Below are 26345 nucleotides of genomic sequence, written 5' to 3' on the forward strand. Positions count from 1 at the left end.
GTTTCACTGCGTCAGCTCCGTGCCCGTGGACCGAGTGTTCACGCAGGTCCGGGCGATGTTTCAGAGGGCCCAATCAGGTTTGCGATTGTTGAAGAACGCATTCAGGCCGGCCTGTCCTTCGGGGGAGGTGCGCACCTTGGCGATCAGGCGAAGGTTGTCGGGCTGCTCCTCAAGCAGACCGTCGTGCTTGCCCAGTCGGCGCAGCATGGTTTTTATTTCGCGGCAGGCTTGCGGCCCGCCTTTGTGGATATGTCCAAGCCACTGATCGCGACTGCTGTGGAGTGCCGAGGTCGCGGTCTGTCGATGCACCAGGCCGAGGTGCACGGCGCTGGCGGTATCGAAAATCTCGGCCGACAGCATGTAGTGCCGGGCCTGGCGCATACCGATGGCGCGTACCACATAGGGACTGATCAATGCGGGGACCAACCCCAGGCGGGCCTCGCTGAACGAGAACCGCGCATCGCTGCTGGCGAGCACATAGTCGGCGCAGCTGATCAAGCCCAGGGCGCCGCCGAACACCGAGCCCTTGGCCAGGGCGAGCACCGGAACCGGGAACTCGTCGAGCCTCTGTAGAACGATGGCCAGGCGTTCAGCATCGTCCAGGTTCTGCGCGTGACAGAACTCCAGGCTGCGGCGCATCCAGTGCAGGTCTGCGCCGGTGCAAAAGTGCGGTCCCTCCCCATCGAGCACCAGGGCCCGAAGGTCATCCTGGCTGGCCAGCAGCTCGAGATGCTCGGCCAGTTGCAGCAACAGTGCTTCGTTCAGCGCGTTGCCTGCATGGGGCCTGTTCAGTGTCAGACAGGCGACGTCTGGATTGATCCAGCTCAGCAGAACCTCACTCATTACGCGACTCTCAAGGCTTGCTGAGTGTTTTCTTCATACAGCCGGCGATAGCCTTCGGTACCGGCGAAGCGATAGCTGGCGCTGCTGATGCGTGGCGTTTGATAGGTTTCGGCATCGCTTTGTTTGTCGCCATAGAACCAGTCGGTGTACTGCGCGTGTTTCAGCTGTGTGCGGCGCTCGAGCATGTTGGCGTGAAAGTGCTTGCGCGAATGGTTTGCGTAGCCCTTGACCACCGTGCCGGAGAAGAACTCGCCGACGCTGCCGGAGCCATAGCTGAACAGGCCGATGTTTTTGCCAGAGAGGTCTTGCGCGTTGTTTTCCAGCAGTGACAACAGTGCGATGTAGAGCGAGGCGGTGTAGCAGTTGCCGATGGCTTTACCGTAGATCTGGCTGTCAGCGTAGCTGCTTTCGCCGAGCGCGGCGGCTGCGGCTGGCTCCAGGGTTTCGAACACCGAAAAGGCTTTCTTGGCCATTTTGGTGAACGGTTGATGGAAGCACAGGTAACTCAAATCGGTGAGCGCCAGGCCACCGTCATTGCGGTAGTTCTGCCAGGAATGCTTGAGCGATTCCATGTAAATATCGATCGACAGCTTGCCGTCGACAAACGCGGTGGAGGCGAAGTTCGGACGCCAGAAATCCATGACGTCCAGGCTGTATTTACCCTCATGCGGGTGAATTTCCAGAATGCGTGGGTCTTTGGCGATGATCATTGCGATAGCCCCGGCACCTTGGGTGCATTCGCCTTCCGAGTCCTGTTTGTAGCGGGCGATGTCCGAGGCAATCAGCAGGATTTTTTCGTTTGGACGCTGGCGCACCAGTGCACAGGCCATCTGCAGGCCGGCGGTCGCGCCGTAGCATGCCTGTTTGAACTCGATGACTCGGCAATCGGCTTTGAGCCCCAGCATCCGGTGCACGAAAAGCCCGGCGGACTTGGACTGGTCGATACCACTCTCGGTTGCGAGGATGACGGTCGAAATGGACGCTCTCAGATCGTCGGTCAACAGCGGTTGGGTGGCGTTTGCGGCCATGCTGACGATGTCTTCGTCAGGCGCTGGAACCGCCATGAATTCCTGACCAATACCCACCAGGTATTTGTTGGGATCAATGTTATGCCGCACGGCAAGTTCGTGGAGCGGGAAGAAGTGCTCCGGTACATACAACCCAATGTCATCGATGCCGATCTTCATGTTTAATTCCATGATCTTTTATTCCATAGGTGAGGTGTTGGTGTTCTGCAATGCGGCGTCGCTTTAGTAAGCAATCAAATGACGACAAATTATTGCCGTAACCCTCTCAAGTTGGAAAAGTGAAATATTCAGATTGGATCCAGTACCTCCCTTCATGTTTTTCATTACGCCTATGCATGTGAATGTTTTTTAGGCAGCCCTCAGTCATCATGCGCAGTGTCGGCGCAGGCATTATTCATTAAAAAAATCGGTGATTCTGCTGCACACGGCGATGTGGCTGTTTTATGAACAACGGCAGAGGCTGGATGTGACAGAAAAGTTACAAGGGTTATGCTTAAGGTATTTGTCGATTTATCCTTCGGAAAAACAAGGTTTTTGGCTCTGACAATGGCCTTGTGGAGGAGGACGCTAAAGAAGGGAGTCAATCAAGAGTTGGAGAATCTTAAATAACAAGGCAATAGACTACGCACCCACTGGAATGACCAGTCAGTGGCAGGGAAGTTGAGAGGGGGTGCTTTTTTAATTAGCCTGTGGCGCTTGTTTGTTTTTCTAAAATAGACTCCTGGCGTGTCGCGCGATAGCGGTATTTGGAACGCGAGTACTATTGTTCACGCTGGGTAACATTGATAAAGGTAAAGAGCGGGTCTGGAAAAGTGAATTAAGTTGAGTCAAACCAATCATTGTTTTCATGTGTTCTAAAATGACACGGATCGACAGTGAGCACGCACGAGTCGAGCGCGTCGATTGAGTAGGGTGAGAGGTTTTTTTGTGGTAAAACGCCACGTCGCAGTAGCTTTGATTTTTACCTGATACGGACAAGGAGGTTCGAATGTTTTCCAAGATCAGTCTCGACCAGTGGCAGGCTTTTGTTTCTACGGTTGAGTGTGGCGGTTTCCAGCAGGCTGGCGAGCACATGTTCAAGTCGCAGTCGGCCATCAGCCATTCGGTCAATCGCATGGAAGCCCTGCTGGGTCAGGAACTGTTTCTGATCGAGGGACGCAAGGCGGTATTGACGCCTCTGGGCCAAGCCCTGCTGCCTCAGGCCAAGCACTTGCTGGGCTCGGCGCAAAAACTTGAGCGACTGGCCAATCAGTACCAGCCGGGGCTGTTTACCGAACACGCGCTGGCGGTCGACATGCTGTTTCCCGCCGATTTGCTGGAGCAGGCGCTGTTCCGGTTTTCCTCCGTCTTGCAAGGGCACCGTATCCGGTTGTACGAAACGGCGTTGTCCGGCGCACGCGAACTGCTGGAGGACGGCAAGGTCGAGCTAGGCATCGCCAGCAGTCTGCCGGCGGGCTATATGCAGGAATTCTTGCTCAACGTCTCGCTGCTGTGCGTCGTGGCGTCCGATCACGCACTGGCCCATTTCAACGGCGAGCTGAGCCTTACCGACATGAAAGACTATCGGCAAATCGTGATTCGCGATTCGGGCATGCGCATCTCGCAGAACAGCGGTTGGCTCGGCACGTCGCAGCGCTGGACCGTGAGCAACCTGAGCACCGCGCTGACCTTTGTCGAACGAGGCCTGGGCTTTGCCTGGCTGCCGGAGCACATGGTCAGCGAGAAGCTGGCGAGTGGTCAGTTGCGCACGGTGCCTCTGTGTCATCAGCGTGAACGCGAAGTGCCGATGTATATGGGCTTCCCGGAAGAGTACAAGCTCAACCCGGAAGTCCGGCTGATGAGCGACATCATTCGTGAGCTGTGCCAAGGCATCAAGAGTGACAAATCCGAGGCCCTGGCCCTGGCACTCTGAAACCGTGACCCAACTGTGGCGATCGGGCTTTCCTCAGAGTGTCTTGGCGTCTTGTTGCGCCAGGTCTGCCGGCAGGAAGTCCTTGTCGGGGTCGTAATCGGGTTTCAGGTACTGCGCCAGACTTTGCAGGTCAGCGGGGCTCAAGGTTCCGGCTGCAAGCTTCAGGCGCAGGCCGCTGAGGATGTAGCTGTAGCGAGCCAGGTTGTATTCGCGTACCGCGTTGTACAGATCACGCTGGGCGGACAGGATGTCGACGATGTTGCGGTTACCCACTTCATAGCCGACTTCCGTCGCGTGTAACGCGCCTTGGCTGGAGATGATGGTCTGGCGCAAGGCGCGCACCTGTTCGCGCTCGCTGTTGACCGAACGAAAGGCATTGCGTGAGGCCTCGACCACCTCCCGTTGCAGGCTGGTCTGGTCGTATTCGCTTTCGTCGAAACGGTGATAAGCCTCGCGAACCCGAGAGCTGGTGCGTCCACCGCTGTACAGCGGCAGCTTGAAGTTCAGCAGCACTGAGCTCTGTTTCTCATTACCGCCGCGCTGGCCGAAGGCAGGTGGGTTGTCCATCACATCGGCGTCACCCTCGGCATACCCCAATTGCAATCCCAAGGTAGGTAAGTGTTCGGCCTTTTTGCTGCGCAGGTTTTCCTGTGCCGCCTGGGTTCTCACCTGACTGGCACGCAGGCGCAGGTTTTGCGTCAGCGCCTGGTCAACCCAGGACTGGGCTTCGTTAGGCACCGGTGGCTCGACAGGGAGGGTATGCCGGATGCCGATCAAGGGTGCCTGAGGCTGGCCGGTCAGGCGATTCAGCGCCTGGTAAGCATCGTCGGTCAGGCGCTGGGCATTGATCACGCTGGCATGGGAGCGGTCGTAGCTGGCCTGCGCCGAAAGCACATCATTCTGGTCCGAGAGGCCGGCGTCGTAGCGTTGCCGGGTCTGGTTCAACTGACGCTCGAAAGCGCGCAGTTCGGCTTTGGTGGCGGCCAGGGTGTCTTCGGCCAGCAGCGTGTCGAAATAGCTCTGGGCGGTCTTGAGTACCAGCTCTTGCTGGACAGTGGAGAAGTCCAGTTGAGCCTGTTCGCTCAGGGCGTGGGCAGACTTGAGGTTGAACCAGTGCGCGGCATCGAACAGCGGCTGGTTCAAGGTCACGCGGTACAGGCTGCCGTTGCGTGTGTCGACATCATGCAGGTTGGTCCGGGTGCTGCCGTTCAGGGCTTGCAGGTCTATCTGTGGCAACAGGTCGGCCCGTGCCTGGGGCACAGCTTCGCGGCGGGCGAAGTAGTCTTCCTGAGCGGCGGCTATTTCGCTGTTGTGTTCCACGACCTGGCTGTACACCGACATCAGTGTGCTGCGTGGGGACGTTTCAACGGCGTTGGCCTGGGTGGCGAAGATCAGCAGGGTTATCAAAGACAATCTGAACATGACAGGTACTCTTTTTCGGCCAGCCTGTCCCGCAGAACCCAATGCGGGTTCTGCGGCAGGTGGCGAGATGAAAACAGTTGGGGGCGGAATCAGTTCGTCAGGGCGTTACTGACCTGGCTGAGTTCCTGATTGCGGGCCGAGTGCTGAGCGGCTCGGTGATCCTTGGCCAGGTAGGTATAAACGGTGGGCAGGATGAACAGCGTGAACAGCGTGCCCACCAGCATCCCGACCACAATCACCAGACCCAGGCTGAATCGGCTGTGGGCACCCGCACCGCTGGCCAGCAGCAGTGGGATCAGCCCCACCACCATGGCGGCGGTGGTCATCAGAATCGGCCGCAAACGGATAAGCGCCGCCTGCTCGATGGCTGTGCGCCGGTCGAGTTGCTGGCTCTGTTGCAGTTCGTTGGCGAACTCGACCATCAGGATCCCGTGCTTGCTGATCAGACCGATCAGCGTCACCAACCCGATCTGGGTATAGATATTGACGGTGGCGTAGCCCAGGTACAGCGGAATCAACGCGCCGCAGATCGACAACGGCACACTGATCAGAATCACCAACGGGTCGCGCAGGCTCTCGAATTGCGCTGCCAGTACCAGGTAGATCACCAGAATCGCGAAGGCGAAGGTGATCATCAACGCACTGCCTTCCTGAACGAACTGGCGGGCATCCGACAGCCAGTCATGGGTAAAGCCGGCAGGCAGTGTCTGGGCTTGCGCGGTCAGGAATTTCACCGCATCGCCGATGCTGACACCGGGCGCCGGAACGGCTTGCAGGGTGGCCGAGTTCAGCTGGTTGAACTGGGTCAGCTTGTTCGCTTCCACCGCCATCTCGAAACTGACCAGTGTCGACAGCGGAATGTGCGCGCCGTTGGCCGCCTCGACGTATTGGCCCACCAGCAGTTCGCCGGACATGCGCTGGTTGCGCGGCACCTGCGGGATCACATCGTAGGCCCGACCATTGAGGGCGAAGCGGTTGATGTAGTTTTCGCCCACCAGCACCGCCAGTGAATCACCGATCGCCTGCATGCTGATGCCCAGATCGTTGGCCTTGGTGCGGTCGATCTTGATGTTGACCAGCGGGCTGTTGAAGTCCAGATCGCTGTCGACCACAGCGAACAGTCCGCTAGCGCGCGCCGCTTGCTTGATGCGTTCCAGTTCTTCGAACACCACACGGTGATCCTGGGAGCTCTGAATCACCATCTGCACCGGCAGGCCACCGGTGGAACCCGGTAATGAGGGCAGTTGGAAGGCAAAGATGCTCATGCCTTCGATCTCGTTCGCTTCCTGCTGCACCTGGGCCTGAATGGTGTCGGCGCTGCGGGTGCGTTTGTCCCATTCGCTGAGGTTGGCGCCGCCGAATGCGCTACGTGGTCCGTCGTTGCCGACCACGACCCAGGTCATGTCGGTTTCCGGGTAGGTGCCCAGCAAGGTGTCGAGTTTGCGCGAGTAGGTTTCGGTGTAGTCGATGTTGGCGTATTGCGGGGCCTTGGCCACCGCCAGCACTTGTGCCTGGTCTTCGCCGGGGGCGAGTTCACGCTGGGCGTTGAGGTAGAGAAATGGCAGGCTGGCGAACACCAGCACGGCAATCACAGCGGTGATCCACGAATGGTGCAACGAGAAGTCCAGCACCCGGCCGTACTTGTCGCCCAGCCAGTGGAAGAATCGTTCCGCGCCACGGGCCATCACGCCTTCGTTGGACTTGCTGGTGAGCAGCAACGAGCTCATCAGCGGCGACAGTGTCAAGGCAACGATCCCGGAGACGATCACCGCCCCCGCGAGGGTAAAGGCGAACTCTTTGAACAGTGCGCCCGTGAGGCCGCCCATCAGGCCGATGGGTGCGTAAACCGCCGCGAGGGTGATGGTCATGGCGATCACCGGACCACTGATTTCCCGTGCTCCCACCATCGCCGCATGCAGCGGTGACTTGCCTGACTCGATATGTCGGTGGACGTTCTCCACCACCACAATGGCGTCGTCCACCACCAGCCCGATCGCCAGCACCATCGACAACAGGGTCAGCAGGTTAATGCTGAAGCCGAACAGGCTCATCATCGCCGCGGCGCCGACCAGCGACAGCGGAATCGTCACCAGTGGAATCAGTACCGTGCGCATCGAACCGAGGAACAGGAAAATCACCACGGCAACGATGACCACTGCTTCCAGCAAGGTGCGCATCACTTCGTCGATGGACGCCTTGATAAAGCGCGCGACCTCGAAAACGATGTTCATGGTCATGCCCGGCGGCAGAGTTTTCTGCACTTGAGGCATCATGTCCTCGACCCCTTTGACTATGGTCAGCGGGTTGCCGCTCGGCGTCGGGTGCAGGCCGATGAAGACGCTTTTCTCACCGTCCATGATGCCGCTGGTTTCATAGGCGGTGGCGCCCAGCTCGGCAGTGCCGATGTCACTCAGACGGATCAGCGTGTCGCCCTTGCTCTTGATCACCAGCTGTCGAAACTGCTCGACGCTGGTCAGATCGGTGTTGATGTTGATGTTGGCCGAAACGTATGCGCCCTTGGTCTGGCCGGGGGCTGCCTGGAAGTTGTTCTTGCGGATCGCCTCGGCCACGTCGCTGGCGGAAATATTACGCGCCGCCATGCGCACCGGGTCCAGCCACAGGCGCATCGCCAGGGTTTGACCGCCAAGCACTTCGGCATTGGCGACGCCGTCGATGGAGGAATACAACGGCTGGATCACCCGCGACAGGTAATCGGTAATGGCCGGCAGGCCGATATCCTTGCTGGAGAAACCGATGTAGATCACCGCTGTGCCTTCGCCGGAGGATTTGGCGATCACCGAGTCATAGGCGCCTTCGGGCAGGCGGTACTTCACCTGATTGACCGCCGCCATGATTTCCGTCAGCGCCTTGTTGGAGTCGGCGTTGAGTTTCAGGCGGATGCTGATCAGGCTCTTGCCCTGAGTCGAACTGGACGTCAGGTAATCGACCCCGTCGACCGAGGCCACCGCCTGGGAAATCGGTTGGGTGACGAACCCCTGCATCAGCGAGGAGCGGGCGCCGGGATAGTTGGTGGTGACGGTGATGGTTGCGCTTTCCAGTGCCGGATACTGGCGTATCGGCAGATTGAGCAGCGCCAGAACGCCGAGCATCACGATCAGCGCGCTGACCACCAGCGTCAGCACGGGGCGACGAATAAACAGGTCGGTGAATTTCATACCGGAACAGAGCCTTCTTCTGTTGCTCGTTGGCGAAGGGAACGCTTCATTGCTTTTGCGCCATATCCAGGAGCGGGCCATTGTTCTGGGCCATGGCATCCTCGGTGATGCGCACCGGCATGCCATTGCTCAGCTTGATCTGGCCGGAAATCACCACGCGCTCACCGGGTTTGATCGCATCAAGTACGACGATGCGATCGCGATGACGGGGGCCGACCTTGACGAACACCTGCTCGACCTTCAGTTGGCCGCCATTGTCGCGCACCACAAACACCGAGTTGCCGTAGGCGGTGTAGTTGATCGCGGTTTCCGGCACGGTCAGGGCGGTGGTCGGGTTGGGCAGTGAAATCGTGACGTCGGCGAACATCCCCGGTTTGAGCAATAGGTCAGGATTGTCCAGCGTGGCCTGGACCTGCATGGAGCGGGCGCCTGGATCGATCTGCTGTTCGAGGGTGCTGACAGTGGCCTTGAACAACCGGTCCGGGTAGGCGTCGACGCGCAAATGGACCTCTTGGCCAGGCTGCAACTGGGCCGCGGTCTGTTCCGGCATCGGGAAGTTGACGAACAGGCGCGAGAGGTCGGTCAGGGTCACTACCGGATCACCGGGGTTGAGGTACTGGCCCAGGTTGGCCCGGCGAATACCCAGGACCCCGGCGAACGGTGCGCGGATGGTCTTCTGATTGATCACTGCCTGGACGCCGGCGATATCCCCGCGCACCTGGTCATAATTGGCCTGAGCCTGATCCAGTTGCGATTGCGTGGAGGCCAGCAGCAAGACTTTGCGGGTGCGCTCCAGGGCCAGCCGGGCGTTCTTGGCCTGGGCCTGTAGCTTGCTCATGTCACCCTGCTCGGGTTCATCATTGAGCTTGATCAGCACCTGGCCGGCGCTGACGCTTTTGCCGGAGGTGAAGTTCAGTTGCACGATCCGCCCGCCGACTTCCGGCGAGACCTGGACCTGATTCACCGCTTCGAGGGTGCCCACTCCGGAAAGCTCCACCGGGATAGGGCCGGAGATCACGCTGGCCACGGCCACCGGAGTCAGCGCGGCCACTGATGCGGCAGGCTTGTCGGCTTTGCCGCTGGCCAACAGCGGGGTGAAGGCGGCAATCCCGATAGCCGCTGCCAGCGCAGTTCCGCCGCTGAGCCAATAAGTCATTTTCATCTCAGTTGTCCTCGACAATCGGCAGGTTGTCGGCAGTGGCTTGCTGGATTTGTGTGAAGTTGCCGCGCAGCATGTCCAGCGACAGAGCCCCCGGTATCACCCACAGTCCTTCGACCACGAGGCTCGGCACCGAGCTGATGTTCAGGGCCAGGCCTCGGGCGAGGTCGTTTTCCAGGTCACTCAGCGCGTGCTGTTCCAGGTACTGGGCGAAGTGTTCCGCGGTGAAGCCTTGCTCCTCGGCCACTTCGAGGATGGTCTGCAGGCTGCCGATGTTGCGGCTCTCCACCAGATGGGCGTGCTGCAGGCGGTCAAACATCAGTTCGTGGGCCTTGGGCCCGGCCAGGGACTGGGCGGTCTGACAGGCTTTGGCGGCCAGCAGGCCCGAGGGGTATTCAAAATCCTGTTGGCGCATGCCTTCGATATTGATGCGCTTGACCTCTTCGGCTTTTGCGCACTGTTCCCAGTGCTGGAGGATCACTTCCTTGGCCTTGGGCATCGAACCGAAACGCTGGATCATCTGCGCGTTGTTCGATTGCAGGACGAAACTGCGATGCTGGATATCCAGATCGAACTCTTCGCTCAACGCTTTCAAACGAGGGCCCAGTACAAAGCACCAGCCACACACAACATCATGAAAATATTCAACTTTTAGAGGCGACATGGGGGATTTCCTGAAATCAATGAGATGGCAGGACTATCCCTTGGCGGGTGATGAACAAAAAAGCGACTTTTTTGAGGTATATCCACCCATGGTGTTCATCATCGGGCGGATAGCTGTCGTAGTAGACAGGCAGTCGCGAGGCACTCCGCTTACCGGGAAGGGCCAATGGCGCTGGCGTTTAAGGGCGGCGTTCCCCACAGCTTCATAAACTGTCGTCAGTCTTGGGGACCGGGAGCCGCTGATGAATCGCAATGAGCTGCGTAAGGCCGACATCAATCTGATGGTGGTGTTCGAGACGTTGATGCTCGAACGCAACGTGACGCGAGTGGCGGAGAAGCTGTTTCTCGGGCAACCGACCATCAGCTCGGCACTCAACCGTTTGCGTGCGATGTTCGATGATCCGCTGTTTATCCGGGTCGGCCGCCGCATGGAGCCGACGACGCGGGCCTGAATTCCATAACGCCGTTGAGCCACTTTATAACTCAACTCGCCTTTTTCGACCTGATCGACGACCGACAATTTAATAGTCAGCGTGTAATCCCGCTGACTGCGTTTTTCGCCCGTATCCATTGCACCTTCCTGATAAGAAGTCAGAAGGTGTAAACCTTATTCGGGACGAGACAATTACCTAGAAAAAGCCCAGTAGCTGAAAAGTTACGGGGCTTTTTCGTTTCTGGGGTTTTAGTTTTTCATCTTGATAAGCTGTCAGCGCAGCGCAGACTGATTCAGAAAGTAAGATGCATCCAGGTCATTAGCTATCATGAGAACAGAGCAAATCACCGGATGACGGAGGAGTGCATGAACAGGTGGCGACGGCTTTGGGTGTTTGTGAAGCTGGTGGCAGCATTTTCGGCCTGCCTGACCGTTGCTGTTGAGGCTTTTCGCTACATGTTGGAAAGCCCCGACGCAGCGCAGCTACATCCTTTGAGCATTGTGGTTGTCGGGCTTATCTTCGGCTTCATCACCTATGGAATCCTTTCACTGATTGATAGGGTTGTACGGGGGGTTTTACCCCGTCCTGACCCAGTCGCCACCACGGCAGCACCACTTGAGGAAGATCCAGCGCTAATGCCGGAACAGCCTCTGGCCTTGTCAGCTGACGATTCAACTCAGCAGAAAAGTTAGTCAGCTGACGTCGGAACAGGTAACGCTACAGCGTAAGAAAATTAAGCCAGTTTCTAGGAAAACCTACTCAACCAAGTCACTCTATTTACCACCCCCCGTATCCATTGGCCGCCCCGCGAATCAAGGGTATTTCTCCGAAATATCCCCTGACATTGAAACCCGTTGCCTCAAAAAATCCTCATCTACTCTGGTTTCGCAGGTCACTGATCTGCCGTCATCAGCAATCGCAAGGAGCGAGCAATGTATTTTGAGATTTACAGGCAAACCCGTGGCATCGCACAGACTGGCAAAGGTCAATGGCGGTGGCGTTTGAGGGCGGGAAACCATGAAACGATTGCCAGCGGGGAGGCTTACGTCAACAAGGCTGATTGTGTGCATGCCATCAGCTTGATCAAAGGGACCCACGATCAGACGCCGGTCAAGGAAATCTAGGCTTCAGGCGGTGAAGCTGCTCGGTCAGAGCAGCTTCGTTTCAACGGGCGGTCTTACGGTTGTGAGTGGCCCAGTTTTCGTTTGATCAGGTCGTAGACATCCTTGTGGGTGGAGTTGTGCAGGGATTTATCCTTGCAGGCCGATGCCAGGAACGTTTTAACCTCTTCCTTTGCGTGAGGGTAAAGTCCGGCGACGTAGTCGGCTTCATGGTCCTGGGTGCAGTTGAAGTGTTTGTCGTCTTTCGCTTTATCTCTAGCCATTGGTAGGCTCCCTTGAGTTCAAATGGTTTTCGATGGCCAGGGCCGTTTTGCCCCAAACGTTGCTGAGCTTAGAGGCGCAAGCGAGTCCCGCCATACGAGCAACGAAATCAGGAACGGGATGTAGGATTGGTCAGGTGTCTGCATTTGCGTTAAACGTAATGTGCTTGAGTCGCATAGACGCCGATTGCGACACCTGCCTAAACGGTCAGCAGATTTGGGAGCGGGGTCAGTGGATGAATCGTAACGAACTACGCAAGGCCGACATCAACCTAATGGTGGTGTTTGAAACGCTGATGCTCGAACGCAACGTAACCCGGGTGGCGGAGAAATTGTTTCTCGGCCAGCCGACCATCAGTTCGGCGCTCAATCGCTTGCGCACGATGTTCAATGACCCGCTGTTCATACGTGTCGGGCATCGTATGGAGCCAACGGCGCGGGCCGAGGAGATTATTCTGCACCTGTCTCCGGCGCTGGATTCGTTGTCGGTGGCGTTGAGCCTGACCCATGATTTCGACCCCGCCAGCAGCACCATGACCTTTCGTATCGGGCTGTCGGACGATGTCGAGTTTGGCCTGCTGCCGCCGTTGCTGCGAGCCTTGCGCCATGAAGCACCGAAGGTGGTGTTCGTGGTGCAGCATGTCGATTACTGGCGGATCCCGGATTTGCTGGCGTCCGGCGATATCACCGTTGGTATCAGCCAGACTCGCGGGCTGCCGGCCAACGCCAAGCGCAAGTTGTTGCGGCACATCCTGCCCTGCATTTTGCGCGCGGACGCATCGGACACAATGCTGACGCTCGATGAGTATTGCGCGCGACCGCACGTGCTGGTTTCCCACACCGCCAATGTCAGTGGTTACGCCGATGAGTGGCTGGCGGAGATTGGTCGTACGCGCCAAGTCGTCCTTTCCGTGCCGCAATACAGCTCGCTACCGGCCTTGCTAGCCGGGACCGATCTGATCGCCAGTCTGCCGGACTACGCCGCCGAAGCGATGGCCGCGTCCGGCCAGTTGTTCAAGGAACCATTCCCGTTCAAGACGCCGACCCTGGATCTGTCCATGGTCTGGCTCAGTCATGTCGATACCGACCCCGCCGAGCGCTGGTTGAGGTCGAGGCTGGAGGCGTTCATGAGTGAACGCGCGGTGTTAGCACTGCCCGAGTGAGGGCAGTGCTGTGTTATATGTACGACCTTTCTGCCCACATTCAGGAGCTCTGTCATGCCTCACCTGCACATGGAATACACCGCCAACCTGCCCGAGCTCAACGCCGACGTGGCGTTGATCCGGCTCAACAATGCGTTGGTGGCTTCCGGTCAGTTTGCTGCTGAATACGACATCAAGAGCCGAGCGGTGAAGGTTGAGACGTTCAAGGTCGGCACGGTGTTAGCTGAGCGAGCCTTTGTGCATGTGAAACTGGCACTGTTGAGCGGTCGCTCACCGCAGATCAAGAAGCAGTTGTCCGAAAGTTTGCTGGCTGTGGTGCAGGAGCTGTATGAATGGCCGACGGACATTGAAGTCCAACTGGCCGTGGAAATCCTCGACATCGATCGAGAGTCCTACACCAAGATCGCCATCAGCCACTGAGTTTCAGGCCATTTCCTGCTCGGTGCAGGCCTTGACCACTTGCTCGCGCAGCCAGGTGTTGGCGCTGTCCTGATCGACATTCTGGCTCCACTGCATGTCGAGGCTGAAACCCGGCAAGCCGTTGGGCGCTTCGCAATGATTGAAGATCGCCTCGTTGGCCAGCAATTGCTGGATACGCCGAGGCAGAGTCAGGATGAAGTCGGTGCCGGTGATCATCTTCAGTGCCGCGCTGTAGCTGTTGGAGCGCGCGACGATCTGCCGTTTTTGCGCCTGCTGCGCCAGCCAGCCGTCGACCATGTTGGTGGTGGACGTCCAGGGTGTCGGGAACACGTGCCGGCGTTCGACGAAGGCTTGCAGGCTTAAACGCGGCTCCGGTGGTGTGGCACGTTTATCGAAGACACAGACCAGGTCGTCCTCCAGCAACATCCGGGATTTGAAATCGCCATGACTGCGATGAAAGTTCGGGCCGAAGCAAATCACCAGGTCGAGGCTGCCGTCGCGTAGCTCCTCGGCCGGGATGTCGGTTTCGAACTTGTGCATGTTGACCATCACTGGCAGGTCGGCGAAATCGAAGCTTTTCAACAGGCGCGGCAGGATCAACTGCTCGAAGTATTCCGGTGCACAGATATTGAAGGTGACTGGTTGCAGGGTAGGGTCGAATGCTGGCGCACCAGCGTGACACAGGTTGATGCTTTCGAGGATCTTCAGCACGTGGGCGTACATGGTGCTGGCTTTGTAGGTGGGGCGCATACCGGCGCGGGTATTGATGAACAGTTCGTCTTCGAAACTGGTGCGCAGCTTTTTCAGGCAGTAACTCACGGTGGACTGGCTGACGCAGAGCGCCTCGGATACACCGCTGACGCTGCTTTGCTCATACACGGCGATAAATACCATGAGGTCCTGCATATCGAGCTTTCTAAGCAAGTTACTGTTCAACATCCGTTTCGTCTCGCTGTGCTCCTTGCGCTGACTGTGCGCAAACTTGTGCGAGTGATCCTAACGGAACGATGGTGCCAGGAGAATGCCCTGTAGGAGTTTTCATGGAAAGTTGTGGGGCAGTTCCAGAGGCCTTCAGCCCTGAATGGCTGCAGGCACCGCGCGGCGACTGGACATCAGCAGTGCCCACATACCGACTCCCACCAGCAGCGCGCCGATGATTTCCAGCGGCAGTGGCGACTGACGTAACCAGAACCAGTGAAACAATGTGAGAAACAGCGTGCTCAGGTAAATGTAGGAAATGACCGAGGAAGGGGCGATGAGGCCGATGGCCCGATGCAGCAGCCAGAAGGTCGCCAGCGTGGCGAACACCGCCAGGTAAATCAGCCACCAGAAATCGCTCACGGTCAGCAATGACGCCGATCGCCAGCCGCCGCTGAACCCACAGAATGCCAGCAGAAACAGTGCGCCGAACAGCATGTTCCAGAAAGTCATCCCCACCGGGTCGCGCCCCTTGAGGCTGCTGGCCTTGAGCCGTTGACTCAGGGGCGAGTAGAGCGCCATCGCCAGGCAACCGACGCCATACACCGACACTGCATATAGCGAAGGCAGCTCATCAGGGCCTGCGCCTTTCAAAACCAGCAACACGGCCCCGGCAGCGGCAATCAGCATCGGCAGCACCCGCTGTTTCAGGTTGCTGTCAGGCATCAATACGGCTTCGAACAGCAATGTCAGTAGTGGCACCAAGGTGAACATCGTTCCGGTATTGATGGCCGAGGTGTAGCGCAGTGCCTCGAACAGCGAGCCGAAATACACCGCCAGCAGCAAGCCGAGCGCGGCATGGCCGAACAGTCCGCAGGCGGTCATGGCGGTATCGCCCTTGAACAGCAACAGCGGCAAAAACACCAGGGCGCAGAACAGCAGGCGTAAACCGGTCAGCAGGATCGGGTCGATGGCCTGGCTGACCTGTGCTGCCGCAGAAAACGATGCAGCGATCAACAGTGCCCAGAGCAGCATGCCGACGTGAGCGGTGGCGAAACCGGTGTGTTTCATGATGTGGGTTCCTGGGTCAGCGAATGTGTTGGGCGTAATGCCGCGGATCGAAGCGCAAGACCATCAGGATCATCAATGCCATAACGCCGGTCAGTGACCACCAGGCCCATTCGAAGCTGCCGAGCTGATCGCGGATCAATCCGGCAATTAGTGGCGAAAGACCGGCGATCAGGTAGCCGATGCCTTGCACGAACGCGGTCAGGCCGCCGGCACGCTGGGGATTGTCCAGATGATCCAGGGACACGATCAGGCTCATCGGGAACAGTCCGCCGATGCCGAGCCCCAACAGGCAGGGCCACAACAGACTCAGGTATTGCGGGCTGAGAATAAGCCCGCAGAAACCGGCCATGATCAGCGCCAGCAACACCACCAGCACCACGCGCCGGTCACGGCTGCGGTTGGCGATGGCGGGTGTCAGCAGGCCGGACAACACTTCCATGGCGGTCAAGAAACCCAGCAGCAACCCGGCGTTTTGTTCGCTCCAACCCTTTTCCACGTAGTACGGCGCCAGCCAGGCCAGCACACAGGTGTAGGACGCCGTGCCCAGGCCGAAGAAAATGGCGAGCAGCCAGGCGCGGGAATTGCCGAAGAAGGACCCATTGCGTTGCGCTTGAGCAGGCTGCGCCGGCATCCGTTCACGTTGCATGCACCAAACCAGCAGCGCTACCAGCGCCAGTGCCGCCCAGATCGCCAGGCCCACGCGCCAGCTGCCGGTGCGGATCATCACCAGCGGCGCAAACGACGCTGCAATTGCTGCTCCGCCCATGATCGACGTGACGTAGAGCCCCATGCACACGGAAACGTTGTCGCTGAAGCGGGATTTGATCAGCGCTGGCATCAACGCCTGGATCAGCGCGATACCGATACCCGCCAGCACGGCGCTGAGGATCAGTTCGGCCGCCGATTCGAGGAATAACCGCGACACCGTGGCCACGCCGATGATCAGCAGCGAGAGCACCACGGTGCGTTGTTCGCCGATTCGTTGGCTGACGCCCAGACCAAAGAACATCGCCAGCCCCATTGCCATTACTGGCAGCATGGTCAACAGCGAGGCTAGGCTGAAACTCAGTGCAATGTCGCCGCGAATCGCCGACAGCAAAGGACCGACGGCGGCCATGGAAGGCCGCAGGTTCAGGGCAACAAGAATGATGCTGAACATTAGCCAAAGGGCGGGGCGAGAGGTTGCGCGAACGTTTTCCATCTATCGGACCTTGAATGACAAGGAGCCGATTAGGCGCGCGAGGTCTGCAGGCCGCAAATCAGAAAGTCCGGAGCAGTATTTAGAAATTAAATACAGCGGTGTGAAGCTGAAAGGCGCGAACAATGTTTAGCGAGTCCGCAACCAAAGTTCTTCAAATCCCGATTTAACGACTTAACCTCCCGTGTGACGCTGCTGGTCATCTGTTCTCTGTGGTTTTTTCTATGGACGGTTGTCCCGTCGCACTTCCCTCCGAATTAGCCTTTTGGGCGCTGTGGCACTGCCGTCACGCGCGCCCACCGGATTCCAGCATTTCCCGTTGATTGTTCTTACAGGTCCCGCGCTATGCGCCGGGATCAAAGCGGCGACGCCTGTGCGTTTGCCTGACGCGGAAATAAGAGAATTCCCATGAGTGTTGCCACGACATCTTTCGCCTCCAAGCAAGAAGCCCTGACTTTTCTGGAACAGAACCCGGATATCGAGATGTTCGAGTTGTTCATCCTCGATAACAACGGCGTACCGCGGGGCAAGTTGCTGCACCGCGATGAACTGCTGGCGGTGTACGAAAGCGGGCGGCCATTGCCGAGCACCATTCTTGGCCTGACCATCAACGGCGATGACGTCGAAAACTCCGGCCTGGTCTGGGACGTTGGCGATATCGACTGCCGGGCGTACCCGATCAGCGGCAGTTTGACGCGCATGCCGTGGCGGCTGATTCCTACGGCGGCGGTGCAGGTCAGCATGCACCCGAAGGAGGGCATGCCCGCGACGATTGCCGATCCACGGCATCTGCTGGCGAAAGTCATCGAGGGCTTGCAGGCCGACGGTTATTACCCGGTGATGGCGGCGGAGCTGGAGTTCTACCTGCTGGATCAGCAGCGCGACAGCAACGGTCGGCCGCAACCGGCGCGGGATGTCGATGGCGGGCGGCCGCGAGGGACTCAGGTCTACGGATTGCGTGAACTGGAACAGATCGAGCCGTTTCTGGCCGATCTTTATAGCGCCTGCAAACTCCAGGGCATTCCGGCGCGCACGGCGATCTCCGAATACGCGCCGGGGCAAGTGGAAATTACCCTCGAACACCGCACCGACGCCTTGCAGGCGATGGACGAAGCGGTGCGCTACAAACGACTGGTCAAGGGCGTGGCGCACAAGCACGGGATGACGGCGTGCTTCATGGCCAAACCGTTCGATGACCTGGCGGGCACTGGCATGCACATGCACGTCAGCCTGGCGGACAAGGAGGGCAACAACCTGTTCGCCAGCGAAGCCCCGGAAGGTACGCCGTTGCTCAAACAGGCCGTCGGCGGGATGCTCAGTACGTTGCTCGATTCATTGCTGCTGTTTTGTCCGAACGCCAACTCTTACCGTCGCTTCCAGACCAACAGCTATGCGCCGCTGGCACCCACCTGGGGGGTGGACAACCGCACCGTGAGCTTGCGCGTACCCGGCGGGCCGGCGTTTTCCCGGCATATCGAACACCGCATCTGTGGCGCCGACGCCAACCCGTATCTGGCGGCTGCGGCGATTCTGGCCGGGATCCATCGCGGAATTCGTGAACAACTCGATCCTGGCGCGCCGGTGGAGGGCAATGGCTATGCTCAGGCCACGGAGCTGTTGCCGACTGACTGGCTGACCACGTTGCGGGCGCTGGAAGGTTCAAGCTGGGCTCGGGAGGCGTTCGGCGGTGAGTTCCTCGGCGTGTACCTGGCGGTAAAACGTGCCGAATATCGACAGTTCATGGGCGAGGTCGGCGAACAGGACTGGCGTTGGTATTTGAATCAAGCCTGAACAGAGCCTGAACCATTCTCAAATAAGTTAAAAGTTTTGGCCTAGTGCCACGAGCCAACTAATCGTTGGCTTCTTTTTCACAAAAAATTGATGGTTCGCTGCCTAAAGTTAGTGCTGTCTCGGTAAATGAAATTTTCACATTTGCCGAAGGCACTTCTTTTCAGGAACAGCCGATCATCATGTTGAAGATTAAAGCCGTGCGCCCCGAGTGGGTGACACTGATTGCCAGCACCTTTCTATTAACGGGCTTCAATCTCGTTCTCTGGCAACACCTGTTTGAAATCACGGCATCTGACGGTCAGGGCATCGTCATGCGCGTGGCTTTCGGCTTGATGATTCTGGCTGCCTTCAACATCGTGCTGACCCTGCTGGCGTTCCGGCCTGTACTCAAACCGGTCTTGACCCTGATCTTTATGATCAGCGCCGGGGTGGCGTATTTCATGAGCCAATATGGTGTTTTGATTGACACCGGGATGTTGCGTAATTTTGCGCAAACCAATGCGACGGAAGTGCGTGACTTACTCTCGATTAAGTTGCTTGTTTATATTGTTTTGCTCGGTATTTTGCCGTCCTGTTTGTTGTGGAGGACGCCGGTTAGTTACCGTCGCTGGCACCGTGAACTACTCAGTAAAGTTCTCGTGTGTGTCGCATCAGTTGCTGTGATCGGTGGGGTCGCACTGGTTAACTATCAAGGCTTGTCTTCATTGTTTCGCAATCACCATGAGTTGCGCCTGATGGTGGTGCCGAGCAACTACATTGGCGCCTCGGCCGGCTATCTGCGTGAGCAGGTCGCGTCTGCGCGGCAACCCTTTGTCACGCTGGGTGAAGATGCCCAGCGAAATCCCGCCTGGCAAACCCATGGCCGCAAATCCCTGACCGTGCTGGTGGTGGGCGAAAGTGCCCGGGCCGAGAACTTCGGCATCCTGGGGTATGACCGTGACACCACACCCAAACTGGATAAAGAGGCTGGCCTGATCGCGTTCACCGACGTGCATTCCTGCGGGACGGAAACAGCGGTGTCGGTGCCGTGCATGTTCTCCGACATGGGCCGCAAGGATTACAACGCCAGCAAGGCAAAGAACCAGGAAGGCCTGCTGGACGTACTCAAACGCGCGGGTCTCGAGGTGATCTGGCGCGATAACCAATCGGGTTGCAAAGGCACTTGCGATCGGGTCACCCTCGACGACGTCAGTAACCTGAAAGACCCGGTGCTGTGCGCCAATAGCGAATGCCGCGATGAAATCCTGCTGCAGGGTTTGCAGCACTTCATCGATACCCTGGATAAAGACACGGTACTGGTGCTGCACCAGATGGGCAGTCACGGTCCGGAATACTTCAAGCGCTACCCGAAAGAATACGAGCGCTTCACCCCGGTTTGTGAAAGTAACGCGCTGAACAATTGCAGTCGCGAAAGTATCGTCAATGGCTACGACAACACCCTGGTGTATACCGATCACGTGCTGTCCACCCTGATCGATTTGTTGCGTAACAATCAGGACAAAGTCGACACCGCGATGCTCTATCTGTCGGACCACGGCGAATCCCTGGGCGAGTACAACTTGTTCCTGCATGGCACGCCTTACATGTTGGCGCCGGAACAACAAAAGCATGTCGCGATGCTGGCCTGGTTTTCCGACAGCTATCAAAAGTCGTTCTCGGTGGACACCCATTGCCTGCAACTGAGTCGCGAAAAACCCTTGAGCCAGGACAACCTGTTCCATTCGATGCTCGGTTTGCTGGAGGTCAAGAGCAAGGTCTACAACCAGGACCTGGATATGTTTGCCGGATGTCGCGGTGCGGTCATCGACGGCGTGTTGGCCAAAGAGTGAGTGCTTCAACCTTTTTTTCACGCACCGGTCGCTAACCTGCGGCCGGTTAGAGCTTCCCCCCGAGAACCATTGCACATGTCCGCTCAGCCCCCATCCGCCATCGAGCTTGAGATCGCCCGGCGCTACGATCAGGAGCACGCCCGCGTCTGTCTTCAGCCGCGACCGCGTGGCCTGGCCGGGCGGTTGACGTTCTGGCGTGACGAGCAACTGGTGCGCAACGCGCTCAAGGTTGCCGGCGAGCCGGGCCTGGTTCTCGATTTGGCTTGTGGTGTCGGGCGCTTCTGGCCGGTACTGGCCGAGCATGCCAACCGGGTGATCCTCGCGGCCGACCCGTCGCAGGACATACTCGATCATGCCCGCACCCATCATCCGCAGAACCTGCTGAAACGGGTCAAGACCTTTCAGAGTTCAGCGTTCACCATCGGCTTGTCGGCGAATGCGGTTGACTGCATTTTTTGCATGCAGCTGTTTCAACACCTCACCAGCCCCGACCATCGCCTGGCCATGCTTAAGGAGTTCCATCGGGTCAGTCGCGATACGGTGATTGTGGCGGTACGGGTCGATGCTCATTTCAAAGGCCGGCGCACGGATGCACAGGGCGTTCCGGCCCGACCGTTGGCCAGCAAGGCCGACGTGGAAGCCGAGTTCCAGCGCGCAGGTTTGCGCTTGCTCAGTCATCAGGACTTCCTGCCCGGCTGTGCGCGGATGCGCGTCTACGTACTGCGTAAGGCCGGCTAGTCTCCGCTTGTCAGACATTTCTTGCTGTTTGGCAGGCATTTTCGCTAAAGCTCTTGTTCAGTGGATGCGCGGAAATTGCCGGGGGCGATATATACTGCGCGCCATTCTTCAAGGGAGAGCCGTGTGGCCATCGATATTCACTGGATTCGCGACAACGATAGCCTCGGTCAGTTTTGCGCCGAGTGGCAGCAGCTGCCATTCGTTGCCCTCGACACCGAATTCATGCGGGTCGACACCTTTTATCCGATTGCAGGCCTGCTGCAGATCGGCGATGGCGTACGCGCTTACCTGATTGATCCACTGAGCATCGATAACTGGCAGCCGCTGGCCGCGTTGCTGGAAAATCCGGCGGTGGTCAAAGTCGTCCATGCGTGCAGCGAAGACCTCGAAGTCCTGCTGCGCCTGACCGGCAGCCTGCCGGCGCCGTTGTTCGATACTCAGTTGGCCGCCGCTTACCTGAACCTCGGTTTTTCCATGGGCTATTCGCGGCTGGTGCAGGAAGTGCTCGGCATCGACCTGCCCAAGGGCGAGACCCGTTCCGACTGGCTGCAACGTCCGCTTTCCGACACCCAAATCAGCTACGCCGCCGAAGATGCCTTGCACCTGGCGGAAGTTTTCGTACAGCTTCGTCCGAAACTGTCTGACGACAAGTACGCCTGGGTCCTGGAAGACGGCGCCGAGCTGGTGGCCAACCTGCGTCGCGAAGTTGATCCGTATGAGGTCTATCGCGAAGCCAAGCTGGCCTGGAAGCTCTCCCGCGCCCAACTCGCCGTGTTGCGTGAACTGTGCGCCTGGCGCGAGCGCGAAGCCCGTGCCCGTGATCTGCCGCGCAACCGCATCGTGCGTGAGCATTCCCTGTGGCCGCTGGCGCGGACTCAGCCGGACAACCTCGGCGCGTTGGCGAAAATCGAAGACATGCACCCGCGTACCGTGCGTCAGGACGGCGAATTTCTGCTTGATCTGATCAAGCGCTCTGGCAGTGTGTCGCCTGATCAATGGCCGCCTGCGGTGCCGGAGCCTTTGCCGGTGGACGCCGCCGCCCTGGTCAAACAGCTGCGTGCGATCGGCCAGGTCGAAGCCGAGCGCCTGAACATTGCGCCGGAGCTGATGCTGCGCAAGAAAACCCTGGAATCGCTGCTCAAGAGCGGCTATCCCAACGGTCCTTACCAATTGCCTGATTCGCTGCGTGGCTGGCGCCGCGAATTGATGGGCCAGGCGCTGCTCGACAGCCTGGCCACCGCCGGAGAACAGCCTTGAAACGTATTTGCTCCATTTATCGAAGCCTGAAAAAAAACGAGATGTACCTCTATGTGCTCAAAAGCGATGCACTGGAGCGCGTCCCGGAAAGTCTGATGGCCGCCTTCGGCAAACCGCATCACGCCTTCGACCTGGTGCTGACCCCCGAGCGCAAACTGTCGCGCGAGGACATCACCGTGGTGCTGGAAAACCTTGAGAAGCAGGGTTACCACTTGCAAATGCCGCCGGCCGAAGACGAATACATCGAACACTTGCCGGAGGAATTGCTGCGCCGCAACGACCCGATGTGACCGGCAGACAGGCTCTGTTCAGAGCCTGTATGAAACACTGGAATGATTTTGGCGATGGCCAGGGCGATGGAGCGATACTCCGTCGGCGGCCGTCTGCTCTGTTTTTGAAAGGTTTGAACCATGCGCGTTCTGATTGCTGAACACGACCACCCGGTATACGCCCAGCTGTTGCGTCAAGCAGCGCCCGACCTGGAAGTGCTGACCAGCGGCGACTCCGCCGAACTGGCCAGCCAGGCCGCTGATTGTCCGATCTGGCTCGGTCAGCCGGACCTGCTGGCGACCTTGCTGCGTCAGGGCCACGAGCCACAATGGCTGCAATCGACCTGGGCGGGCATTACGCCGCTGCTGGCCGACGGCTTGCCTCGGCACTATCGCCTGACTCGGGCGGTGGGCATTTTCGGTCAGGTCATGGCCGAATACGTGCTGACCTACATGCTCGGCCACGAGCGCGAAGTGCTGCCGCGGCTGGTCAGCCAGGTCGAGCGCAAGTGGGACAGTCGCCAGGGCCAAAGCCTGGCCGGCCGCAAAGTGTTGATCGTTGGCACCGGTGACATCGGGCAGACCGTGGCGCAGTTCCTCGTGCCGTTTGGCGTCAAGTTGTACGGCATCGCCAGCGAAGCCCGCGAGCAGGCGCCGTTTGTCGAAGTCGGGGCGCTGGCTGATTTGCCGCGTCTGGTGGGTGAAGTGGATTACGTGATCAATCTGCTGCCCAATACGCCGAACACCCACGACCTGTACGACGCGGCGCTGTTCAAGCAGTTCAAGCCGACCGGGTTGTTCATCAACGTCGGGCGCGGCGTGGCAGTGGTTGATGCGGACTTGGTGGAAGCTTTGAAAGAGGGGCATCTGGCCGGTGCGGTGATCGACGTCTGCCGTCAGGAGCCGCTGCCGCAACGTCATCCGTTCTGGACCGCTTGGGGCTTGCTGCTGACTGGCCACAGCTCGGCACCGACCTCGCCACCGATGATGGTGAATCTGTTCGTCGAGAACCTGCGGGCGTATCAGGCAGGTGAGGCGTTGCGCGGGGAAGTGGATTTCAATCGCGGGTATTGAATCCACCCCCGATCAAATTGTGGGAGCGAGCCTGCTCGCGAAAGCGGTCTCACACTCAACATTGGCGTTGAATGTGACGGCCCCTTCGCGAGCAGGCTCGCTCCCACATTTTTTGCAGTGTGGCTTAGAGAGTGAAGTCGCCTTCAGCCGCCAACTCGCTCAGCGGACGACGCGGGCTTGGCTCTTCACGCGCTTGCAGGTAGTCCGCCAGCGTCGCCTTGTCGCCCAGTTTGCCCACCGCCACCGCCGCGTGCAGCGCATAACCCTCAGGAATGTTCAGCTCCTTGCGGGTCAGGTCCTGGTCGAAACCGGCCATGCCGTGGGTGTGCCAGCCGCTGATGCTCGCTTGCAACGCCAGATGGCCCCAAGCGGAACCGGTGTCGAAGGTGTGCCACAAGGCCGGGGTTTCTTCAGTGGCGCCAGGCACCGCGAAGGTGGTTTTCGAGATCACGATCACCAATGCCGAGGCGTGTTGCGCCCAGCTGCGGTTGAATTCGTTCAACAGCCCCAGATAGCGCTCCCAGTTCGGCGTGTCGCGACGCGCATACAGAAACCGCCAAGGCTGCGAGTTGTAGGCCGATGGCGCCCAACGTGCAGCTTCGAAGAAGCTCAGCAGGGTTTCTTCGGAGATCGCTTCGCCGGTGAAGGCGCGGGGCGACCAGCGGTCGGTGAACTGAGGGTGGATGGCATAGTCGGCAACGCGTGGATTAGCACTCATCAGGAGATTCCTTGCTACGTTTGAAGGTGAGGGGCGACGCAAAACCCTACTGGGCGGCGCAATAACTGACAAGCTCGTTCTACCGGCAGTCGCCAACGCTTGGCCCACAAGGGCCTTGGCACTAGACTGGCGGCCTTTTCACCACCTGATGTTGATGCTTGAGCCATGGCCGCCAAAGTCGAACCGTTCTGGATACGCAAAACCCTCGATCAACTCGATCAAGAGGAATGGGAATCGCTGTGCGACGGCTGTGGCCTGTGCTGCCTGCAAAAGCTCGAAGATGAAGACGACAACAGCGTCTATTACACGCGTATCGCCTGCAAACTGCTGGACCTGAAAACCTGTCAGTGCACCGATTACCCGAACCGCCGCGATTTCGTCCCCGACTGCATCCAGCTCACACCGGGCAAGGCTGACGAATTCAAATGGTTGCCACCGACCTGCGGCTATCGACTGGTCAGCGAAGGCAAGGACCTGCCGCTCTGGCACCATCTGGTGTGCGGTGATCGCGATGCGGTGCACCACGAGCGAATTTCCCAGTCCGGGCGCATGCTCGCCGAAGGCAGCGTGGCCGAAGACGATTGGGAAGACCATCTGATTTTCCGGGCGGGTTAAACGCCAAGCGTATTAACGTTTCACGAAGGAGTGTGTATGGCTGTGGGATTGCGGCTGGCGTTGACCCTTGGACTATTAGTCCTGGGTTCGCCCGCGTGGGCGGCGAAGAAGGTTGATCTGGATTACCACGTGCGCCTGTTGCCGCAAAGCGATCAAGCCGAAGTGCGGTTGACCCTGGCTCAGGGTTCGGCGGTACGCAGTCTGGATTTCGACCTGGGCGATGGCAGCCACTACAGCGATTTCAAAGCCGACGGCCAATGGCAGCTCACGCCGGGCAAGCAGGCCCGTGGTGTGTGGCGTCCGGCCGCCGACAAGGCCAGCCTGACTTACCGCGTACGCATCAGCCACGGCCGCAAGAGCGGCAGCTTCGATACACGCATGACGCCAACTTGGGCGCTGATGCGCGGCGACGATCTGGTACCGGCGGCCAAACTCGATCAGCAGGACGGCATTGAGTTGGTTTCACGCCTTGAATTCGAATTGCCCACCGGCTGGAAAAGCGTTGAAACCGCCTGGCCGCGAATCGGCAAGAACAAATTCCGGGTCGATAACGTTTCTCGCTTGTTCGACCGGCCCACCGGCTGGATGCTCGCCGGCCACCTCGGCAGCCGTCGCACGCGGCTTGGGGAAACCGAGGTCACCGTCGCCTCACCTCAGGGCCAGGGCATGCGCCGCATGGATGTGCTGACGCTGCTGACTTTTGTCTGGCCGCAAGTGCAGGCGGTGTATCCCCGTCATCCCGTCAAACTGCTGATTGTCGGCGCCAACGACCCGATGTGGCGTGGCAGTCTCGGCGCTCGCGAATCGATCTATCTGAACACGCGTCTGCCGCTGGTCAGCGAAAGCGGCAGCAGTGCGCTGGTGCGGGAGTTGGCGCAGGTGTTCGGACGGATCAACGACCAGCAGCGCAGTGACTGGATCAGCGAAGGATTTGCCGAGTATTACGCCATCGAACTGGTGCGCCGCGCCGGCGGCATGAGTGATGAGCGGTATGAGAGTTTGCAGAAGAAGCTGGCCAAGGACAGCCAGAACGTCACGACCTTGCGCGCTGAGCAGGTCAGCCCGGCGCAGGTGTCGAAAGCGGTCGTGTTATTGCAGGAACTGGACCGCGAAATCCGCCTGAAGACCCGCAACAAGCGTTCGCTGGATGATGTGTTGCGCGGGGCGATGCATCTGGAGAGCGTGGATACCAAGGAATTTGTTCAGCTTGCGGAAAGCATCATTGGTGAATCTTCCCAAGTCCTCGATACCGAATTACTGCAGTAG

The 26345-nt window shown here is 58.8% G+C and carries 24 protein-coding genes and 1 pseudogene; 14 read left to right on the plus strand and 11 right to left on the minus strand.

What is annotated here, in order from left to right; translation table 11 throughout:
* Positions 1–60: 60 nt before the first annotated feature.
* Both QFW87_RS07305 and QFW87_RS07310 read right to left on the minus strand, forming a co-directional pair.
* On the minus strand, positions 61–843 hold the full coding sequence (locus QFW87_RS07305) for an enoyl-CoA hydratase-related protein (protein ID WP_283190152.1): 783 nt from the start codon (positions 841–843) through the stop codon (positions 61–63).
* Positions 843–2042 (minus strand): hydroxymethylglutaryl-CoA synthase, encoded by a 1200-nt coding sequence (locus QFW87_RS07310; RefSeq protein WP_283190153.1) that lies wholly within the window; start codon positions 2040–2042, stop codon positions 843–845. The genes QFW87_RS07305 and QFW87_RS07310 overlap by 1 nt, the downstream gene beginning before the upstream one ends.
* 817 nt (positions 2043–2859) lie before the next feature.
* Here QFW87_RS07310 and QFW87_RS07315 point away from each other — a divergent pair.
* On the plus strand, positions 2860–3783 hold the full coding sequence (locus tag QFW87_RS07315) for a LysR family transcriptional regulator (RefSeq protein ID WP_283190154.1): 924 nt from the start codon (positions 2860–2862) through the stop codon (positions 3781–3783).
* A 33-nt stretch (positions 3784–3816) separates the two neighbouring features.
* Here QFW87_RS07315 and QFW87_RS07320 read toward each other — a convergent pair whose 3' ends face one another.
* From QFW87_RS07320 to QFW87_RS07335, 4 genes are all read right to left on the minus strand, one after another.
* Positions 3817–5205 carry a TolC family outer membrane protein gene (locus QFW87_RS07320; RefSeq protein ID WP_283183399.1) on the minus strand — a complete coding sequence of 463 codons (1389 nt, stop codon included), beginning with the start codon at positions 5203–5205 and terminating at the stop codon, positions 3817–3819.
* 89 nt (positions 5206–5294) lie between these two features.
* Positions 5295–8381, minus strand: a complete 3087-nt coding sequence (locus QFW87_RS07325; protein WP_283183400.1) for a MexW/MexI family multidrug efflux RND transporter permease subunit — start codon at positions 8379–8381, stop codon at positions 5295–5297.
* 46 nt (positions 8382–8427) lie between these two features.
* Positions 8428–9543, minus strand: a complete 1116-nt coding sequence (locus QFW87_RS07330) for an efflux RND transporter periplasmic adaptor subunit (protein ID WP_283190155.1) — start codon at positions 9541–9543, stop codon at positions 8428–8430.
* Position 9544: 1 nt separating this feature from the next.
* The gene (locus QFW87_RS07335) at positions 9545–10204 is read right to left on the minus strand and encodes a DsbA family protein (protein WP_283190156.1); all 660 of its coding nucleotides are present in this window, start codon (positions 10202–10204) and stop codon (positions 9545–9547) included.
* 241 nt (positions 10205–10445) lie between these two features.
* Here QFW87_RS07335 and QFW87_RS07340 point away from each other — a divergent pair.
* The 3 genes and pseudogenes from QFW87_RS07340 to QFW87_RS07350 all read left to right on the plus strand — a co-directional run.
* Positions 10446–10652: pseudogene (locus QFW87_RS07340) on the plus strand (LysR family transcriptional regulator); the annotation flags it as partial.
* A 350-nt stretch (positions 10653–11002) separates the two neighbouring features.
* Positions 11003–11329 (plus strand): hypothetical protein, encoded by a 327-nt coding sequence (locus QFW87_RS07345; protein ID WP_283190157.1) that lies wholly within the window; start codon positions 11003–11005, stop codon positions 11327–11329.
* 240 nt (positions 11330–11569) lie between these two features.
* The gene (locus tag QFW87_RS07350) at positions 11570–11761 is read left to right on the plus strand and encodes a DUF1508 domain-containing protein (RefSeq protein ID WP_283183404.1); all 192 of its coding nucleotides are present in this window, start codon (positions 11570–11572) and stop codon (positions 11759–11761) included.
* Between the two features lie 53 nt (positions 11762–11814).
* On the opposite strand, the gene QFW87_RS07355 is transcribed toward QFW87_RS07350, so the two are convergent.
* Complete coding sequence (locus QFW87_RS07355; protein WP_283183405.1) at positions 11815–12021, minus strand: hypothetical protein; 207 nt, start codon at positions 12019–12021, stop codon at positions 11815–11817.
* A gap of 233 nt (positions 12022–12254) precedes the next feature.
* Between QFW87_RS07355 and QFW87_RS07360 the strand changes: the two genes are divergently transcribed.
* Both QFW87_RS07360 and QFW87_RS07365 read left to right on the plus strand, forming a co-directional pair.
* Entirely contained in the window at positions 12255–13181 is a 927-nt protein-coding gene (locus QFW87_RS07360) for a LysR substrate-binding domain-containing protein (protein ID WP_283183406.1), read from the plus strand.
* A 54-nt stretch (positions 13182–13235) separates the two neighbouring features.
* The gene (locus QFW87_RS07365; RefSeq protein WP_283183407.1) at positions 13236–13601 is read left to right on the plus strand and encodes a 5-carboxymethyl-2-hydroxymuconate Delta-isomerase; all 366 of its coding nucleotides are present in this window, start codon (positions 13236–13238) and stop codon (positions 13599–13601) included.
* 3 nt (positions 13602–13604) lie between these two features.
* Here the strand turns inward: QFW87_RS07365 and QFW87_RS07370 are convergent, their stop codons facing one another.
* From QFW87_RS07370 to QFW87_RS07380, 3 genes are all read right to left on the minus strand, one after another.
* Positions 13605–14540 (minus strand): LysR family transcriptional regulator, encoded by a 936-nt coding sequence (locus tag QFW87_RS07370; RefSeq protein WP_283190158.1) that lies wholly within the window; start codon positions 14538–14540, stop codon positions 13605–13607.
* A gap of 132 nt (positions 14541–14672) precedes the next feature.
* Positions 14673–15590 (minus strand): DMT family transporter, encoded by a 918-nt coding sequence (locus QFW87_RS07375; protein WP_283183409.1) that lies wholly within the window; start codon positions 15588–15590, stop codon positions 14673–14675.
* Positions 15591–15606: 16 nt separating this feature from the next.
* On the minus strand, positions 15607–16791 hold the full coding sequence (locus QFW87_RS07380) for a cyanate transporter (protein ID WP_283183410.1): 1185 nt from the start codon (positions 16789–16791) through the stop codon (positions 15607–15609).
* A 405-nt stretch (positions 16792–17196) separates the two neighbouring features.
* Here QFW87_RS07380 and QFW87_RS07385 point away from each other — a divergent pair, with 405 nt between their 5' ends.
* The 6 genes from QFW87_RS07385 to QFW87_RS07410 all read left to right on the plus strand — a co-directional run bounded on the left by QFW87_RS07385 (position 17197) and on the right by QFW87_RS07410 (position 23746).
* Positions 17197–18579, plus strand: coding sequence for a glutamine synthetase family protein (locus QFW87_RS07385; RefSeq protein ID WP_283183411.1), 1383 nt, complete (start codon positions 17197–17199; stop codon positions 18577–18579).
* A 179-nt stretch (positions 18580–18758) separates the two neighbouring features.
* The gene (locus QFW87_RS07390) at positions 18759–20408 is read left to right on the plus strand and encodes a phosphoethanolamine--lipid A transferase (protein WP_283190159.1); all 1650 of its coding nucleotides are present in this window, start codon (positions 18759–18761) and stop codon (positions 20406–20408) included.
* Positions 20409–20483: 75 nt separating this feature from the next.
* The gene (locus QFW87_RS07395) at positions 20484–21146 is read left to right on the plus strand and encodes a class I SAM-dependent methyltransferase (protein WP_283183413.1); all 663 of its coding nucleotides are present in this window, start codon (positions 20484–20486) and stop codon (positions 21144–21146) included.
* 123 nt (positions 21147–21269) lie between these two features.
* A complete protein-coding gene (rnd, locus tag QFW87_RS07400) occupies positions 21270–22403 on the plus strand; it encodes a ribonuclease D (RefSeq protein WP_283183414.1) in 1134 nt (377 codons plus the stop codon).
* Complete coding sequence (locus tag QFW87_RS07405) at positions 22400–22693, plus strand: YcgL domain-containing protein (RefSeq protein WP_007898694.1); 294 nt, start codon at positions 22400–22402, stop codon at positions 22691–22693. The genes rnd and QFW87_RS07405 overlap by 4 nt, the downstream gene beginning before the upstream one ends.
* Positions 22694–22813: 120 nt before the next feature.
* Entirely contained in the window at positions 22814–23746 is a 933-nt protein-coding gene (locus QFW87_RS07410) for a D-2-hydroxyacid dehydrogenase (RefSeq protein WP_283183415.1), read from the plus strand.
* Between the two features lie 124 nt (positions 23747–23870).
* Here the strand turns inward: QFW87_RS07410 and QFW87_RS07415 are convergent, their stop codons facing one another.
* Complete coding sequence (locus tag QFW87_RS07415) at positions 23871–24464, minus strand: nitroreductase family protein (protein ID WP_033054040.1); 594 nt, start codon at positions 24462–24464, stop codon at positions 23871–23873.
* 165 nt (positions 24465–24629) lie between these two features.
* Between QFW87_RS07415 and QFW87_RS07420 the strand changes: the two genes are divergently transcribed.
* Together QFW87_RS07420 and QFW87_RS07425 are read left to right on the plus strand one after the other, a co-directional pair.
* Positions 24630–25079: a YcgN family cysteine cluster protein gene (locus QFW87_RS07420; protein ID WP_007898698.1), complete on the plus strand. Its 450-nt coding sequence runs from the start codon at positions 24630–24632 to the stop codon at positions 25077–25079.
* A gap of 36 nt (positions 25080–25115) precedes the next feature.
* On the plus strand, positions 25116–26345 hold the full coding sequence (locus QFW87_RS07425) for a hypothetical protein (RefSeq protein WP_283190160.1): 1230 nt from the start codon (positions 25116–25118) through the stop codon (positions 26343–26345).

It is taken from the genome of Pseudomonas sp. PMCC200344 (genome assembly GCF_030053095.1).
GTDB lineage: Bacteria > Pseudomonadota > Gammaproteobacteria > Pseudomonadales > Pseudomonadaceae > Aquipseudomonas > Aquipseudomonas svalbardensis.